Origin of the sequence: Peribacillus deserti (genome assembly GCF_002863585.1) — a bacterium.
Taxonomy (GTDB): domain Bacteria; phylum Bacillota; class Bacilli; order Bacillales; family DSM-1321; genus Paraperibacillus; species Paraperibacillus deserti_A.
In genome coordinates, this window is sequence record NZ_PGUY01000025.1 from 1 (window position 1) to 16,901 (window position 16,901).

Consider the following 16,901-nt stretch of genomic DNA (forward strand, 5'->3'; position numbering starts at 1 on the left):
AGATTGCTAAACATTCTTCTCTAAAAACAGATTCTTGGGAAGGCACCGTTCTCCGCTTTTCTTATAGTATACAGGATTTTACCATTGGTGTTCAAAGTTGAATTGCCTTCACCAATTGTCACAGGAATTTTATAACTGGCTCATTTACTTGATTTTATATCCAAAATATGAAAAACTACTGTCAAGATATAGGAGGAGGAATGCCATATGCCATATGTAACTGTAAAAATGCTCGAAGGACGTACCGAGGACCAGAAGAAAGCACTTGTAGAAAAAGTTACGGACGCTGTAACCGAAACAACTGGAGCTCCAAAAGAAAAGGTTGTTGTCTTTATTGAGGAAATGTCCACAAACCACTATGGTGTGGCCGGGAAACGCCTTAGCGACCAATAAGAAATACATACTAAAAAAAGCTAGGCTCTGTTATTGGAGCTTAGCTTTTTCTTCTATTTGCACAATATATTCATAGGCTTCATCGATTTCTTCTAACGTATATTTCTGTTTGCTTTTCAACGTATGAATCTTTTCAGTGACTTCTTCCTTGGACAATTCATAAAAGTACAGTACAGTCGATACCAATTCAAGGAATCTGGCACTTTGCTCGTTCATGTCAAGCATGCATGGCTGCAGCGCGGGCATGTCCATCTCATAGTGTTTTAAAAACTCTTCCCCAGATGGAGTCAGCGTATAACGATACTGAAAATACCCGCTCTTTTTTTCCTTGTTCTCATGCAGGTAGCCTAGATTGCAAAGTTCCTCCACCCTCAGTGTCAGCTCCTCGGAATACGGCCCATAGAAATGAAATTGAAATTTTTCCTGAAAAGGGAAAGAAATCCTTTTAGCTATATATATCATCTTCTGCAGCTTTTTGCGGCCGGTTACTTCTCCAGCTGAAGCTATCGCATTCATTATATTTGCGTGATCTTTAAACAACAGTTTTCCACTCCTTGGTATTCCTTAAATCTATCAATCATTCCACGAGGCTTTCGCTGCTGATGCCAGAACCTTGTTGTCTATAAGGTCCTGCCTTAATCTCAATCTAAATCAAGCAGCTGTCTGATCTGCTTTTTTATTTTCCGCCTGCCGGTATCATTTTCTAGAATATCCGCAGGAAAATACAGCTTATGGTCCGTTCTTCTCTTTCCTGATATTGAATCCACAATTTCTGATTCTCTGGAAAGCTCGCGGATTTCACCATTATTCTTCATTAAATGGATCGGCAGTCTTTCTTCCTCTTCGCCAGGACGGTAAAAATCGTAAGGAAGATCTGACGATGAGTCGACGACCAGATAATATTCCGGATCAATACCCGCTTTATGGAATAATTTATTTAATTCTAACAGCTTGCTCATCTGTTCATTCGATGGGTGAAACTCTACATACTTAAACAGCTTTCTGTTTACGAAACGAGTGCACAGATCACTTAGGATCGGGTCACTTTCCTCCTGCCAGAGCTGAAAATAGTAAAGCATGACCGACTCATCCAGCTTTAAGTAATCATCCAGCGAAATCTTCCCTTCAAACAGGGAATAAAAATGGATGGGAGGCAGCTTAAAGGTATACGATTTTTCAGAAAGGTGCTTTGCCCGGTGAAGAATCTTCGTTAGTATAACCTCCGCACTGCGGGTCACCGGGTGGAAATATACCTGCCAATACATCTGATATCTGCTCATGATATAGTCCTCAACTGCATGCATCCCGCTATGTTTGATGACTACCTGATCTTCCTTCGGCCTCATTACCCGAAGAATTCTTTCCATATCAAAATGTCCGTAGCTTACCCCTGTAAAATAAGCATCCCTTTGCAGATAGTCCATACGGTCTGCATCGATCTGGCTTGAAATCAAGCTGACTACTAGTTTATTTCTATATGTTTTGGCAATCACGTCAGCCACTTTCTTTGGAAAACCGGGATCCACTTTTGCCAAAACCTCATGAATTTCTGTATCACCAAGAATAATCTGCTGTGTAAACTGCTCATGATCCAAATCGAATACCTTTTCAAACGAATGGGAAAAAGGACCGTGGCCCAAGTCATGAAGCAGCGCAGCACATAAAGACAGCAGCCGTTCCTCCTTGTCCCATTCCGGACGCCCGTCAAACACGTCATCCACAATCCGCCTGACTATTTCATATACTCCCAGGGAATGATTAAGCCGGCTGTGCTCTGCTCCATGGAAGACCAAAAAGGTCGTCCCCAGCTGCCGGATTCTCCTTAACCGCTGAAACTCCTTGGTGCCTATCAAATCCCAGATGACTCTATCTTTGATATGTATATAGCGGTGAACAGGATCTTTAAATACCTTTTCTTCATACATTTTTTCTTCGGAATATCCCATTGGCTGACCCTCATTTTCGTAATCTACCATGTTTATATTATAGCTTGTTATTTTCCAAAATCCTACCATCCATCGTCTGGAAAAAGAAAAAAATGACGAATTGCTGGAGATTCTGTCGGATTATAGCATAGGGCAATGTTTTTCCCTGGCGCGTGCCTTCCCATGCATACTCACAGTGTTGTACGGCAGCACGAGCCTTCAGCTTCTCTCCATTATGTTTCCCATTATGTGAATCCTCCTAAACAAAAGTTTTTTGAACTAAATGACCCAGTCCTCCTCACTTTCCGCCAAGGTTTTTACTTATCTATTAACTATTATCCTTCCAACCTGTATAAAAAACCGCAAGACTGTCCACACTGTTTGTAAGAAACGGCGTGATTGCAAGGTCAGAGCTTTTCTGGCACATGTGAAAATAACGGTTACCATCCGGTACAGAAAATCCATTACACAGACCGGTTTTTTTCTAAAATCATGCTAATATATCCATCTAGCAGGAAAGGGAGTAATAGGATGAAAGTTCGACAAGATGCATGGACTGAAGAAAATGATTTATTGCTTGCAGAAACAGTATTAAGACATGTAAGAGAAGGCAGCACACAGCTGAATGCCTTCGAAGAAATTGGGGATAAACTGAATCGTACATCTGCAGCCTGCGGTTTCCGCTGGAATGCCGTGGTCCGCCACAATTATGAAAAAGCACTTCAATTGGCGAAGAAGCAGCGGAAACAGCGGAATCGCATACTTGGAAAAGAACAGGGCGGAAAGAAAAAACTGTTATATAACCCGCCAGCACCTACAATCGATGAGATCACAAATCCAGTGCCATTGGAAGAGGTACATACTTTCCATTCCCAAGACTTTGAAATGGCGGAAATGGTAGAGTTGGAAACACAGCCTTTTACAACAGCACCCGTACAAGAAATACCTGCTTACACCGCACCGGCTGCTACTTATACAGCACCCGCCGCAGTGCCTTCCATGAGGACCGAAATCACCATGGATATGGTCATTACCTATTTGCAGTCTCTTACCGGCAGCCAGCTCCAAAATCAGGTATTGAAGTCTGAAAATGAGAGACTCCGTCTGGAAATTAAAGATTTAAAGCAGCAAAACATAGATTTGCAAAAGAGAATCAACGATCTTGAACAAAATTCCGGCATGATGCAGGAAGACTATGAAACACTTATGAAGATCATGAATCGTGCGAGAAAGCATGTTTTATTAGATGAAGATGACCGCCCGGCTACCAAGTTTAAGATGGACCGTAACGGCAATCTGGAAAAAGTAGCTGAATAAAAAGAAACGCTTTTGAGAGAGAAACTGGCAGCATAGGATTCTCGATTGATATATAAAAAAGGCTGTTTTCGCAAACTTTGTTGCTATTGAACCAGAGGTTGATTTCCACTCCAGGATGCTCGCTTTCCGCGGGGCGGGCGGTGAGCCTCCTCGTCTTCGCCTGCGGGGTCTCTCCTGTCCCGCTGCTCCCGCAGGAGTCTCGCACCTTACGCTCCAATCAACCTGATTTAACAATAGGGTGATGTAACAAAACTTATTAAAAACAACAATCTTTTAGAAAAGAGCCATAAAAAAGAACAGCCATCCGCGTGCGGATGGCTGTTCTTTCGTTGATTATCAAAGGTTGAACCCGAATTTTTCGTTACGGTCTACCATTCTCTTCAAATAAGCTTCGAACCAGGCAGTTTCCTCACTTTGAAGCCCGCTGTTATACATATACGAGCTATGTTCCTGCAGAGTCTTTAAAAAGCGCAGCATCACATCCTGCACCGTTAAAGGCACTTGTAAGAGCTCAGATAATGAAGCCATTACCTCAGGCCGGATGTCAGGCACGTCAAATTTGGTTGGTGCACCGCCCTTTGCTCGTTTATAAAACTCTTGAATTAATTGGGCCCGTCCGCTTCCGCTTCCTTCGACCGACAGGTAAATCTGAACGGCTACCCCATTCCGGATCCTTCTTTGTGAAATGCCGGCAAACTTTTTACCATGAATACTCAAGTCATAGCTTCCCGGGCAATATGACCCTGTAATCTCCCGCGCTTCGATCTCCAGCGGGAAATCCCTGAACATATATTTAATTAATGAATACATCGTCTCATAGCCGCGGTTAATATCAATCTTCCTGCGTTCGGTTTCTGGGAAAATTAACGATACATTTAACACACCCTCATCCAATACAACCGCCAGACCCCCAGAATTCCGGACAATATAGTCGTAGCCCTGATCCGCTAAATAATCCAGCCCTTTTTCAAGGTGCGGAAGCCTAGTGTCCTGTATACCAAGAACAACGGTCGAATGGTGGACCCAGGCTCTCGCCGCAGCCGGCGAAAGTTCCGCCCCGACAGACTGGCACAGGGTATCATCCATCGCAAAAGACTGGATCGCTCTAAAATGAGGGCCAAGAGAAGATTGATCAATAACTCTCCACTTATCCTGCATCAGCAGGGAGATTTCCTCTGCCACAATAACTAACTCCTTCAAACACTGAAATATGCCTTATTATAGCATATGGCGGTGGCAGGTGCGTCGTGGTGCGGCTTTTGTGGAAGCCATTTAATTTTTGGTAACTTGTGAAACTTAGGTCTCATTCTTACATTTTGATCGCCAGCTTAAAGTCCTGATTTTCGCTCTTGCCCCTTAAATATCACCTTTGAATTTAAATTCACTTTTAAACCTTAAGCTCAGGCATATACCCTGAAAATTTTAGGTGCTATCACGAATCATGGGAACTAGCTGGAAACCAGAAGACGGCAGAACGGCCGCCCGCTATCCTCGTATCGTTTTTAATGTAACAAAAAGGCCGCTCCTAAAAGGAGCCGCCTTTCATCATGTTACTTATCTGTGCAGTGTTTGTGCAGCTGTGATTAATGCTAATTTGTAGACATCTTCTTCGCTGCAGCCGCGGGATAGATCGTTTACAGGACGATTCAGGCCTTGCAGGATCGGTCCAACTGCTTCGAAGTTTCCAAGTCGTTGAGCGATTTTATAGCCGATGTTTCCAGCTTCAAGGCTAGGGAATACGAATACATTGGCATTTCCCTGAAGCGGTGAATTTGGCGCCTTTTTCTCAGCTACTGCCGGTACGAATGCTGCGTCAAATTGAAATTCTCCGTCAATGACTAATAAAGGATCCAATACTTGTGCCGCTTGAACAGCATCAGCTACTTTTTGGGTCTCAGGAGACTTTGCAGAACCTTTTGTTGAGAAGCTCAGCATCGCAACGCGCGGTTCAATATCGAACATACTTGCTGTTCTTGCACTTTCAACAGCGATTTCAGCAAGGTCCTGGCTGTCAGGAGCAATGTTGATGGCGCAGTCAGCGAATACATACTTTTCGTCCTCGCGAACCATGATGAACACACCGGATGTTTTCTTAACGCCTTCTTTGGTCTTGATAATCTGCAAAGCAGGGCGGACTGTGTCCGCAGTAGAATGAGCTGCTCCGCTTACAAGGCCGTCTGCTTTATTAGCGTAAACCAGCATAGTTCCGAAATAGTTTTCATCAAGCAGCATGGTCCTTGCTTGTTCTTCATTTACTTTTCCTTTGCGGCGTTCCACGAATGATGCAACTAGCTCGTCCATCATGATAAAGTTGTTAGGATCATAAATTTCAGCTCTGTCCAAAGTCACATCCAATTCTTCTGCTCTGGATTGAATTTTTTCAATGTTTCCGATTAGGATGGGAGTAATGATTCCTTCAGCAGCAAGTCGTCCAGCCGCAGTTAGGATTCTTTCGTCCATTCCTTCTGGAAAAACAATCTTAATGTTATTTCCAGACACTCTTTCTTTTAAAGCCGTAAATAAATCACTCATTTAAATACCTTCTTTCCGCTTAATTCTTGTATAGGATACTCTTATCTTTTAAAAATTACTATTTTGCAAAACAAAAATACCGCTTACATAATAAATGTTCTTTTATTCAGAAATATTTGAATGCATTATTGCTGAAAAACCTAAGAAATACGATAAAATACAGACCGTCTATGATATCTAAGCGACTTAGCTACTGCCGGGCGGGCGATCTTACTCGTCTACAAGCATATCCGACGATGGAGAAGCATATAGGCTGTTTGATAAGCATAAAGCCTCTCACATAAGCATTGGATGAAGGCAGATCAGCATAAATGTTGAAAACATAAGCATAAAATCTGAAAACTTAAGCATAAATACTCTAAACATAAGCATATTTCCGGCAAAGTTAAGCATAAATCGTGCTGCATGCTTCACATCTATAAAAATCTCTTCAAAAGGTATGATTTTTGAAGCTTGTGCACTGCCTTTCATATAAGAAAATACCCAAACTGGACGGTTCAACAACATAAATCACAGTTTTTCAATAAAAAATTAACAAACTCCCCAATTTCTTGGCGCCGAACACTGGTCTTTCATATCCTGCCTGTTCGTCTTAGAAAATATGAACATGGATCCATCTAATTTTCAATTTCTTGAAGGCTGCTTTTCTTTAAATAATGTGTTTTATAATAGTTTTGCAATCATCGTGTTTGCAAAGGGCTTTGTGCCAAAAAGCACCATCCTTCGCTTTTTTTGGTGTCCAGCACCAAACTGAGACCCTCGAGTCATAAGCCAATCAGTCCATGGAAAGAAAAACGCTTTCCACGGCCTGCTCGTCTTATGCCATTCGGGTCTCTGCCTTCCATTTGGGGAAGAAGTTTAAATGTATATCCTGAACATTGATCAATCTAATGGCGGTTTCTGGAAGGCATCGCTTTCCGCTTTTCTTGGTGTCCAGCTGCGGACTGCCATCCTCGATCATAAGCCAATCAGTCCATGGAAAGAATAACGCTTTCCATGGCCTGCTCGTCTTATGCTTTTCGGATGCCTGCTTTTCTTTAAATGATGTGCATTTTTAAAAACTTGTATATCATAGTGCTGTAATTAGATTTTGAGTGAAAAGCACCGTCCTCCGCTTTTCTTATTGATTTCCTTTTTGAGAGGTTATAAACCTCTTTTGTTATTGGGAATATTACAGAGTAGAAGGGTCATATTGAACGCTTTGTGACAGAATAAACAGCGTTCACCAAACCGATACATATTTGGAGCTGTTCCTTGGTGGTATTGCTGTAAACGTATGCTATAGTAAAAATGTAGAAATTGACGTAATGGAGTGATGATACATGAGTGAAGCAGCTCAAACACTAGACGGATGGTACTGTCTGCATGATTTTCGAACTGTGGATTGGACAACCTGGAAAATGTTACCTGAAACTGAGCGCCAGGAAGCGGTAAATGAATTCCTTGGGTTGGTTGAAAAGTGGAATAAGACCCAGGAAAATAAGGAAGGCAGCCATGCGATTTATACCATTGTCGGTCAAAAAGCTGATTTTATGATGATGCTTCTTCGTCCTACGATGGAAGAGCTGAATGTCATTGTAACAGAATTCAATAAATCCAAGCTTGCTGAATTCCTTGTTCCGGCACATTCTTATGTTTCCGTTGTCGAGCTAAGCAATTACCTGGCTTCAGGAGAAAACCCATATGAGAATCCGCATGTCCGCGCCCGCCTGTACCCTGAACTGCCGCAATCTAAGTATGTGTGCTTCTACCCAATGGACAAGCGCCGCCAGGGCAATGATAACTGGTATATGCTCCCTATGGAAGAACGCCGCAGCCTTATGCACTCGCACGGTATGATTGGCCGCCAGTACGCAGGCAAGGTAAAACAAATCATCACTGGTTCTGTAGGCTTTGATGATTATGAGTGGGGAGTCACCCTATTTTCAGATGATGTTCTTCAATTTAAGAAACTCGTGTACGAAATGCGTTTTGATGAAGTAAGTGCACGCTATGGCGAATTCGGTTCTTTCTTTGTAGGAAACATCCTGACAGAAGAAGAATTCCCGCAATTTTTAACTGTATAACACTCTCAACCCTCCTTTTCCGGAGGGTTTTTTTGTGTTAACTGGAATAAAAAAGCCCATCCCACATACATATGGAATAGTGAGAAATTAGCATGTTGACACGTTTATCCAGGTGAAGGAGCCTGGGTAGATGAATAAATTACTTACTGAAGCAAATGGTTTCTTAAGCAAGTAAAACGTATTATTGGAGGGATTTCTTAATGATGAGACAGTCTTCTAATCAGCCTCAATACCCTGGATACACTCCCCCGTATAATCCATATGCTCAGCCACAGCAGCAGATGTTCCAGCAGCCGTCTCCGTACCAGCAGCAATTGCCCGGAGCACAGCCTGGCCCGGCATTCCAGCCGCCGACACAGGACTTCCCAGGCACAGGCCAGGGGCCAGGAATGGGAGCCGGAGCCGGCCCAGGAATGGGGCCGACAGTACCTGGAGGAGGGCTGCCGCCTGAACAGTCTTATGTTGAAAATATACTCAGGCTGAACCGGGGCAAGCTCGCGACCGTGTATGCCACCTTTGAAAACAACCGGGAGTGGAATGCGAAGATTTTTAAAGGGATTATCGAAGCTGCAGGAAGGGACCACCTTATCCTCAGCGACCCGCAGACAGGTATGAGATACCTTATTCTGATGGTGTACGTTGATTATGTAACGTTTGATGAAGAAATTGAGTATGAATATCCGTATGCGGGAGCACAGGGCCCCGCGTTATCCACATATCCGCCGAGATAATACAAATAAAACCACCGGACGAAATGAACCTCCCGGTGGTTTTCTATTACATATGCTTATAGACAGCAACCATCAATAAGACCCATGCCGCCAAAAACGACACTCCTCCAAGCGGAGTAATGGCTCCGAGGACTTTAATCCCGCTGACGCTTAATATGTACAAGCTTCCGGAAAAAAGAATGATTCCGATCAGCATCAGCCAGCCTGACCAGTTCAACAGGTTCCCCGCTTTTAAGGTACTTGCGAGTATGCCAATAATCAATAACCCTGAAGCATGGAACATCTGATAGTGGACAGCCGTTTTCCAGGTTTCTAAATATTTATCCGAGATTTTCCCTTCAAGTCCATGAGCTCCGAAAGCTCCCAATGCAACAGCCAGAAATGCGTTGATTGCTCCTAGCAGCAGAAATGTTTTCAATTCCTTTTCCCCCTGGTTCATCTTTACTTCAGCCATTTTGACCGACGCACACTTGTTTATAGACTTTCCTTAAGCTAAAAAGACATAAGTGCCTATATTAAAAATCAAATAGTGAATTTCCATTCGCTCCTTCAATTGGAGCTGGTTTACCCTGCGGCAAGGACGGCTGTCTTATGCTTGTTTCCGGCACATTTGAGAAGACTGGACCGGCAGAAGGCATAGTTATGGGTTCAGCGGCAGCTGATGTTTCGCTTTTGCCATCCGTCATCAACTCGCAGACTGCCTGTATGGCGATTATGTATTTTACTGCCTCTGGTTCCGTCTCGGCAGCCTTTGCTTGATGAAGAAGATCTTCTATTTTGTCCAGCATCTTTCGAGAAGAAATTTCCACGGCATTCACCTCTTTAACTGCTTTTTTCCGTTCACTGAATCGGTTTCCCTATTTATTCTACATGGCTTGGGCATCTTTCTCAAATTCTTTTAAAGAGTCATTAGAACCGAAAATCACCATAACATCGTTTTCGAGCAGTTTTTCTTCCGGTTCAGGATTGCTGTTCGTTTCTTCCTTCCTCACAATGGCAAGAATCATTACTCCATATTTAGTCCTGATCTGGAGGTCTCCAATTGTTTTATTAATAAAGGGTGAATCCCTGTCTAATTTCACTTCTTCAATCCCATAGTTGCGTTTTCCGGCATGCAGCATAGCATTTACATAATCAACACTGACCGGCTTAAGAATCGAAAATACCATCTGCCTGCCTCCGATTGAGGAAGGATTGATAACCCTCGATGCTCCGGCTCTGATCAGTTTGTCCTCGGTCTGCTCTTTTTCTGCCCTGGCTATGACTTTTAGGTTTTTATTCATCCCTTTGGCCGTTAATGTGACAAAAACATTATCTGCATCCGTCGGCAATGTTGTAACTAAGCCTGAGGCTCTTTCTATACCGGCGTTTTTTAATATTTCATCATCGGTAGCATCCCCTACAATATAGTGCACATATTTCGGAAGATTTACAGGGAGTTCCTGTTCCTGCATATCGACAACGACTGTTGGAGTTTCAGTATGTATTAATTGTTCGAGAACCTGCTCACCGACACGCCCATATCCACACACGATCACATGGTCTTTAAGCTTGGCTATCACCCTGCTCATTCTCCTTTTTGCAAAAGTTTTCGTTAATTCCCCTTCAATCATAGCCGTTGCTAGGGCGCCTGTTGCATACGATACAATTCCTATGCCTAAAGGAATGATAATAAGGGCAAACATTTTCCCCGCAGCGTGTTCCGGCACAGCGTCTCCATAACCGACGGTCAGGACTGTGATGACTGTAAGCCAGAAAGCATCAAATATACTCAGATCCTCTGTATAATAAAATCCAATTGTTCCAAATGCTGTAACTGCCAGCATAGCAAACATGGCATTATATACATGCTTAAACCGAAAATAATCCATTTTTGGCGCTCCTTATCATTACATGAGGAATATAGTCTATTTTTCCCTAATCACGGTCATCTCATGTTGAGGGTCAATGTTTCATGTGAAACATTAGCAGACTTTTATTATCAAGATTTAATACACCAATTAATCTTTAGCAGCCCAGCCTTCTCCAGGTATTCGTTGGCTTTAGAAAATGGCCTGCTTCCGAAAAACCCTTTATGTGCTGAAAAGGGGCTTGGATGCGGTGATGTAATGATAAAATGCCGGTTCGCATCAATCAAGGGAAGTTTGCTTTGTGCAGGCTTGCCCCAAAGAATAAAAACAAGAGGAGCTTCGCGAGAGTTCAATAGGCTTATAATCCGGTCCGTGAATATCTCCCATCCTTTCCCCCTATGTGAATGAGCTTGTCCTTTTCTTACCGTAAGGATCGTATTCAAAAGAAGGACGCCCTCCCTGGACCATTCCGTTAAGTTGCCATGAGCCGGGATGGGACAGCCTGCATCCTGATGAAGTTCTTTGAAGATATTTTTCAAAGAAGGCGGAACGGAAACCTCCGGCCTGACCGAGAAGCTTAATCCATGAGCCTGATTCGGGCCATGATACGGATCCTGCCCGAGCAATACCACTTTCACCTTATTAAAATCAGTTAATCTGAGCGCATTAAAGATATCTTCAGAGGCCGGATAAATTGTCTCTGTTTCATATTCTTTTTGAAGAAATTGTTCAAGCTCAGTAAAATAAGGCTTTTCAAACTCTTCCGCCAGAAGTCGACCCCATTCATTATCTATTGGTTTTCCCAGCATATTTATTTCCCCTTTCACTAAAAAGCCAGACTACTTAATACCCTCATACACGTCAAGTCTCAACATTTCCATTTCCTGTTTTACACATTTTTCAAACCTTGAGTGTGGTTTTAGATTCTTCAACTCAAAAAATGAAGTTTAAATTTATCTAGAAGGGCTATATAAAAAATATACCAGGTAATCACTTTTACCTAACAACGACAAGGAGGAATTATTTATGTATCAAGTACATGTAATTGAAAATGGTGTCCAGGCTAAGGAACAGATCGACAGCCTATCAGGAACTGGCTTTGGTGAAGAGAACATTTATCTGTTTGCACATGATAAGGATCGTTCAGAGCATTTGACTGAAAACACGAATACACAGGAAATCGGAATGAAGGAACAGGGCTTCCTTAGTTCGGTAAAAAATGTATTCAACTCCCGCGGAGATGAGCTTCGTTCTAAAATGCAGTCATTAGGACTTACAAAGGAAGAAGCGGATCAGTATGAAAAGGAACTTGATAAAGGCAAGGTTGTACTAGTAGCCTCTGATGAAGCTAAATGATGGCCTTGAAATGATGCAGCTAAATAATGGTATGAAATATGAAAGGCAGATAGGACCATTACCTATCTGCCTTTTATTTTGTCAGGTAAAAGTACCTGCTTTAGCTCTTCTTCCTGATCTGCTGGTACTAAAGCACACAGTACATCTCCCTGTTCAATTTTTGTGTTTCCTTGAGGAATAACAAAATCCTTCCCTCTGATAATAGCGGCGATCAGTACGTCTGAAGGAAGCCCCATGCTCGATATTTCCTTCCCTGCAATATCAGAATCTGCACCTACGTCAAATTCCATCATTTCAACATTATTCCGTCCTTCAGCCAATAGTTCTATACTCTGTGGTGCTGCCCGCTCATGGTCGTGGAGTAAGCCCAGTCTCTTAGCCAGCGGATTCATCGTCGCCCCTTGGATGAGAGCCGAGGATAGGACCACAAAAAAGACCGCATCAAACATATAGCCGGCTTTGGGAAGATCCGCGAATAATGGATATGTAGCAAGCACGATCGGAACTGCCCCTTTTAAACCGCCCCACGCAATAAAGACTCTCTCCTTATTTGTAAGCTTAAAGAACATGGTACTTATAAAGACCGCTGCTGGACGGGCGACCAGCATCAAGAGCAGCGATAAGATAATTCCTTTCCCAAGAATCGCCCATAAATCCTTTGGAAACACGTATAATCCCAGCAGAACAAACATTAGGATCTGCATCAGCCAGGCAATCCCATTATTAAAGCGGGTGATTGAAAAGTGATATCTTATCTCTTTATTTCCTACATACAGGGCCATAACATAAACGGCAAGGAGGCCGCTCCCGTGAAGCAATACGGTAAAGCCGTATGTGAAAATGGCAAAGGCCAGGGCAAGAACAGGATATAATCCTGCTTCAGCTAACTGAATTTTATTGATCACTTTAACAGTTAAAGCCCCTAGTACTAGACCCGCTATCAGGCCAAACGCCATTTCCCACAAAAACGTTAAGGAAAGTGACCAGAAATCCACCCGCCCAATTTCAATGATTTCAATAAAACTGAGGGTTAAAAAAACGGCCATAGGGTCATTCGTTCCCGATTCCGCTTCAAGGATGGACGTCATTTTCTCTTTAATATTTTTATTACCTAGAACCGAGAATATTGCAGCTGCATCAGTAGAACCTGCGATGGCACCGAACAAGAAGCTCTCGAGCCACGTGAGATCAAGTATAAATTTTGCAAACACCGCAACAAGGAAAGCCGTAATTAATACCCCTGCTGTCGCCAGACTGAGAGAAACCCCTATAACCGGGCGGATGTGTTTCCAATTCGTCTGCATTCCGCCGTCAAACAAGATAATGATCAGCGCGATAATCCCGACAATCTGAGTAATCTTGGTATTCTCGAAGAAGATGAATTGATTGAGAAGCAATCCCACAATCACAAACAAAACTAACGAGGGCAGCCCCAGCCGAGAGGAAAACTTAGCCGCCGTAACTCCCGCTATTAACATGACCGAGGATAACAGTATGATTTGATCCGTGGAAAAATCCAACGCTGCCACCTGCTTACCTAGAGTTTTACTGTTTGTATACCCTATTTTTGTTCTAATCATGATAAGGGTAATAAAATTTTTAGGCTTTTTAGCCAGAGAATTTTCCCGAGGAGCCACGGTTGGAATCTGTTAAATCAAAAATCTACCTGATATGAAGGATAAAGCCTAGGCAGCAGGCCCGTGTAACGGCCTTCATGATCTTAATGAAGGACGAAATTGAGTTAATGACTGACAGAAAAGGCCTTCATATTAGCTATGAAGGACAGAGTCCAGGCAGCTGGTCATTGAAACGTCCTTCATGACCTTGATGAAGGACGAAATTGAGTTAATGATTGACAGAAAAGTCCTTCATATTAGGTATGAAGGACAGAATCCAGGCAGCTGGTCATTGAAACGTCCTTCATGACCTTGATGAAGGACGAAAACCAGTTAATCCTTGAAAGAAAAGTCCTTCATATTAGGTATGAAGGACAAAATCCAGGCAGTTGGTCATTGAAACGTCCTTCATGACCTTGGTGAAGGACGAAAACCAGTTAATCCTTGAAAGAAAAGTCCTTCATATTTGCTATGAAGGACAAAATCCAGGCAGCTGGTCATTGAAACGGCCTTCATAACCTTGATGAGGACGAAATTGAGTTATTGAATGATAGAAAGGTCCTTCCTATTGGCTAGGACAGTTCAAGCAATGAATTTGTTAAATGACCTACACATGTTATGGAGAACCCAAATAAGGCGTTTTGTTAAAGAAGGTATACATACGAGCATGAGATGGACAATTCAATCAGCCAATTAGAGAAAGCAATTCATGCCCCTCCCGTCACGACTGCCAGGCGCATCGATATCATTGGCCCGCCTGACGAGAAGACCGAGTAAAAAACAAAAAATTATGACCCTTTTATTTAGCTATGATAGAATATTTAGATAATAGTAATATTTTCTTAGGGGGACTTCATATGACAGATAAAGCTGCTTTATTTGAAAAATATGCAGATGTTGCATTAAAAATCGGGGTTAATGTTCAGCCTGGGCAGCCTTTAGTTATTCAATCACCAATCAGCGCGGCAGATTTTGCGCGTGTGCTGGCAAAAAGAGCTTTTGCAGCAGGTGCAGGCAATGTGTTTATTGAATGGGGAGATGAAGCCTTCACGAGAATTAAAACAGAAGATGCCCCGGTTGAAGCTTTAAAATTTGTACCTGAGCATTCCGTAAAATTAATGGAAGAATATCAGCAGCTGGGTGCTGCGTTTTTACAGATATATTCTCCAAATCCTGATGCATTCACAGGTGTTGATCCTGAACGGATGGCCATAAGAAATAAGGCAAACGCATCAGCATTGGAAAACTTTAAGAACACCATGATGAAGGGCGATGTAAGCTGGAACCTTATTTCTACTCCAGCGCCGGAATGGGCTCAAAAGGTCTATCCGGAGCTTTCTGAAGAGGAAGCTGTGGAGAAGCTATGGAATGCCATTTTCTCGGCAACCCGCATCCTTGAGGAAGATCCAGTTCAAGCTTGGAAAGAACACGGCAGCAACCTTCATCAGAAGCTTGATTACTTGAATACAAAGAAATATAAAAAGCTTTACTATAAAGGGCCTGGAACAGACTTAACGATTGAATTGCCAGAGGGCCATAAATGGGTGGGCGGTTCTCTTGAGAATACAAAAGGTGTGGAATATACACCTAACATTCCTACAGAGGAAGTATTTACAATGCCTAAAAAGGACGGAGTAAACGGAGTCGTCAGAAGCACAAAGCCGTTAAATTATAATGGCACGACCATTAACAACTTCTCCCTGACCTTTAAAGATGGCAAAGCTGTCGAATTTACAGCAGAAACTGGAGAAGAGACACTTAAGAAAATGCTTGATATCGATGAAGGCGCTGCTTTCCTTGGAGAAGTAGCACTTGTTCCTCACGATTCACCGATTTCGAATACAAATATCATTTTCTATAACACTCTATTTGATGAAAATGCATCCTGCCACCTTGCTGTAGGCAGCGCTTATCCAATGACATTAGAAGGCGGAACAGCTATGAGCCAGGAAGAGCTAGCTGAAGCTGGGGCTAATTACAGCCTTTCTCACGTGGATTTCATGATCGGTTCTGCTGAACTTGATATTGATGGAGAAACGGCGGATGGCAAGACTGAGCCTGTATTCCGCAATGGAAACTGGGCTTTTTAAGAAATATGTAAGAGGCCGTACAATGGTTTAACCTTGCACGGCCTTTTGATTTAGATTGCACTCTTTTCAATACGATTGGTAAGCGGTTCTATTTTTGAAGGTATACGAAATGAGTGGATGAAAAGATATAATGCCAAAAATATCAAAGCGGCTGTAATCGTTGAGAGCCAGGATCCCAGTAACAAATTGGAAGAAGAGTGTACTTGAAACAAAAATATTCCGTCTCCACGGTTCCCAGAAACTCCATAAAATAACCCATAAATTACATTCAACCCTAAGTGGATCCCTGTATCAGCCCATATTGAATGTGTTTTATAAAACGCATAAGCAAGGCTGAATCCCAGTGCCACTGAAAAAAAGGTATTGGATATGCTAAATCCTTCATTCCAGCTATCATCAGCCGCATAGACTACGACGGATAACAGCATTAATGCCTTAAAGGACAGTCTATTCCTATAAAAGTGGAAGACCAGCCCCCTGACAATCACATCATTAATGATAGAACCCAGCCCGTATCCGACAAACACCACTACAAGAATCGGGGCAGCTTCAACACCAGATTTTATCCCAGTTATGTGATAGTCCCCCAGGACTATCCTCAAAAAAAATAATAGAGCCCACCCTGCTGCCCCTATCAGGAATCCAAGCATTAAATTTCTTTGCCAGCCTTGAAAGAATACAATCCCGTAGGAATCCAATCCCTTTCCACTCCATTTTTTCGTTAAAAAAAAGGCTAATGGAAAGAACATCACTAAATGAACGAAGCGAAGAATATCGTTCATCTGAATTAGAATGGGCAATACATAAAAATAAGAAGCAAAAATGAAATAATTCAATATAAATTGTACGGTGTGTTTCCGCAAGATAAAAAAATCCCCCTTTGAATATAACATTCGACAGGGGTATCCTTTTACCTCTTTTTGTAAGATCCCGTGGAATTCTCCTGCTGATTTTCGCTGTGCCTCCCGCCTTTCCCGCGGCAGTCCCGCTTATCCGTTCCCAAACAACCCAGGGTATAAATGAAC

17 protein-coding genes are annotated in these 16,901 nt (G+C 42.6%); 7 read left to right on the plus strand and 10 right to left on the minus strand.

All coding sequences use genetic code 11. The features are described from left to right. The first annotated feature begins 207 nt into the window (after positions 1–207). Entirely contained in the window at positions 208–393 is a 186-nt protein-coding gene (locus CUU66_RS08440) for a 2-hydroxymuconate tautomerase (RefSeq protein ID WP_101641247.1), read from the plus strand. Positions 394–423: 30 nt separating this feature from the next. Here CUU66_RS08440 and CUU66_RS08445 read toward each other — a convergent pair whose 3' ends face one another. After that, a complete protein-coding gene (locus tag CUU66_RS08445; RefSeq protein ID WP_101641248.1) occupies positions 424–933 on the minus strand; it encodes a YwgA family protein in 510 nt (169 codons plus the stop codon). 101 nt (positions 934–1,034) lie between these two features. Next, positions 1,035–2,339: an HD domain-containing protein gene (locus tag CUU66_RS08450; protein ID WP_101641249.1), complete on the minus strand. Its 1,305-nt coding sequence runs from the start codon at positions 2,337–2,339 to the stop codon at positions 1,035–1,037. A gap of 510 nt (positions 2,340–2,849) precedes the next feature. Here CUU66_RS08450 and CUU66_RS08455 point away from each other — a divergent pair. After that, a complete protein-coding gene (locus CUU66_RS08455) occupies positions 2,850–3,635 on the plus strand; it encodes an RsfA family transcriptional regulator (RefSeq protein WP_101641250.1) in 786 nt (261 codons plus the stop codon). A 336-nt stretch (positions 3,636–3,971) separates the two neighbouring features. Here CUU66_RS08455 and CUU66_RS08460 read toward each other — a convergent pair whose 3' ends face one another. Together CUU66_RS08460 and pta are read right to left on the minus strand one after the other, a co-directional pair. Beyond that, entirely contained in the window at positions 3,972–4,793 is an 822-nt protein-coding gene (locus CUU66_RS08460) for a lipoate--protein ligase family protein (RefSeq protein WP_374702983.1), read from the minus strand. 396 nt (positions 4,794–5,189) lie between these two features. After that, positions 5,190–6,167, minus strand: a complete 978-nt coding sequence (gene pta, locus CUU66_RS08465; RefSeq protein WP_101641252.1) for a phosphate acetyltransferase — start codon at positions 6,165–6,167, stop codon at positions 5,190–5,192. 862 nt (positions 6,168–7,029) lie between these two features. On the opposite strand from pta, the gene CUU66_RS24770 reads away from it, so the two are divergent. The 3 genes from CUU66_RS24770 (at position 7,030) to gerQ (ending at position 8,964) form a co-directional block, all read left to right on the plus strand. Then, the gene (locus CUU66_RS24770) at positions 7,030–7,155 is read left to right on the plus strand and encodes a hypothetical protein (RefSeq protein ID WP_257967935.1); all 126 of its coding nucleotides are present in this window, start codon (positions 7,030–7,032) and stop codon (positions 7,153–7,155) included. Between the two features lie 334 nt (positions 7,156–7,489). Beyond that, on the plus strand, positions 7,490–8,233 hold the full coding sequence (hemQ, locus tag CUU66_RS08475; protein ID WP_101641254.1) for a hydrogen peroxide-dependent heme synthase: 744 nt from the start codon (positions 7,490–7,492) through the stop codon (positions 8,231–8,233). A gap of 200 nt (positions 8,234–8,433) precedes the next feature. Continuing rightward, on the plus strand, positions 8,434–8,964 hold the full coding sequence (gene gerQ, locus CUU66_RS08480; protein WP_257967936.1) for a spore coat protein GerQ: 531 nt from the start codon (positions 8,434–8,436) through the stop codon (positions 8,962–8,964). A gap of 46 nt (positions 8,965–9,010) precedes the next feature. Here gerQ and CUU66_RS08485 read toward each other — a convergent pair whose 3' ends face one another. From CUU66_RS08485 to CUU66_RS08500, 4 genes are all read right to left on the minus strand, one after another. Then, positions 9,011–9,382 (minus strand): DUF423 domain-containing protein, encoded by a 372-nt coding sequence (locus CUU66_RS08485; protein WP_101641292.1) that lies wholly within the window; start codon positions 9,380–9,382, stop codon positions 9,011–9,013. 97 nt (positions 9,383–9,479) lie between these two features. Then, entirely contained in the window at positions 9,480–9,773 is a 294-nt protein-coding gene (locus tag CUU66_RS08490) for a YwdI family protein (protein WP_101641255.1), read from the minus strand. 57 nt (positions 9,774–9,830) lie between these two features. Next, positions 9,831–10,835: a potassium channel family protein gene (locus tag CUU66_RS08495; protein WP_101641256.1), complete on the minus strand. Its 1,005-nt coding sequence runs from the start codon at positions 10,833–10,835 to the stop codon at positions 9,831–9,833. 110 nt (positions 10,836–10,945) lie between these two features. Continuing rightward, entirely contained in the window at positions 10,946–11,623 is a 678-nt protein-coding gene (locus tag CUU66_RS08500) for a uracil-DNA glycosylase (RefSeq protein ID WP_180955216.1), read from the minus strand. Between the two features lie 217 nt (positions 11,624–11,840). On the opposite strand from CUU66_RS08500, the gene CUU66_RS08505 reads away from it, so the two are divergent. Continuing rightward, positions 11,841–12,170: a general stress protein gene (locus CUU66_RS08505; protein ID WP_101641257.1), complete on the plus strand. Its 330-nt coding sequence runs from the start codon at positions 11,841–11,843 to the stop codon at positions 12,168–12,170. Between the two features lie 62 nt (positions 12,171–12,232). On the opposite strand, the gene CUU66_RS08510 is transcribed toward CUU66_RS08505, so the two are convergent. Continuing rightward, entirely contained in the window at positions 12,233–13,690 is a 1,458-nt protein-coding gene (locus CUU66_RS08510; RefSeq protein WP_101641294.1) for a potassium/proton antiporter, read from the minus strand. A 953-nt stretch (positions 13,691–14,643) separates the two neighbouring features. Between CUU66_RS08510 and CUU66_RS08515 the strand changes: the two genes are divergently transcribed. Beyond that, positions 14,644–15,876 (plus strand): aminopeptidase, encoded by a 1,233-nt coding sequence (locus tag CUU66_RS08515; RefSeq protein WP_101641258.1) that lies wholly within the window; start codon positions 14,644–14,646, stop codon positions 15,874–15,876. 50 nt (positions 15,877–15,926) lie between these two features. Here the strand turns inward: CUU66_RS08515 and CUU66_RS08520 are convergent, their stop codons facing one another. Next, positions 15,927–16,739, minus strand: a complete 813-nt coding sequence (locus tag CUU66_RS08520; protein WP_101641259.1) for a CPBP family intramembrane glutamic endopeptidase — start codon at positions 16,737–16,739, stop codon at positions 15,927–15,929. Positions 16,740–16,901: the final 162 nt, after the last annotated feature.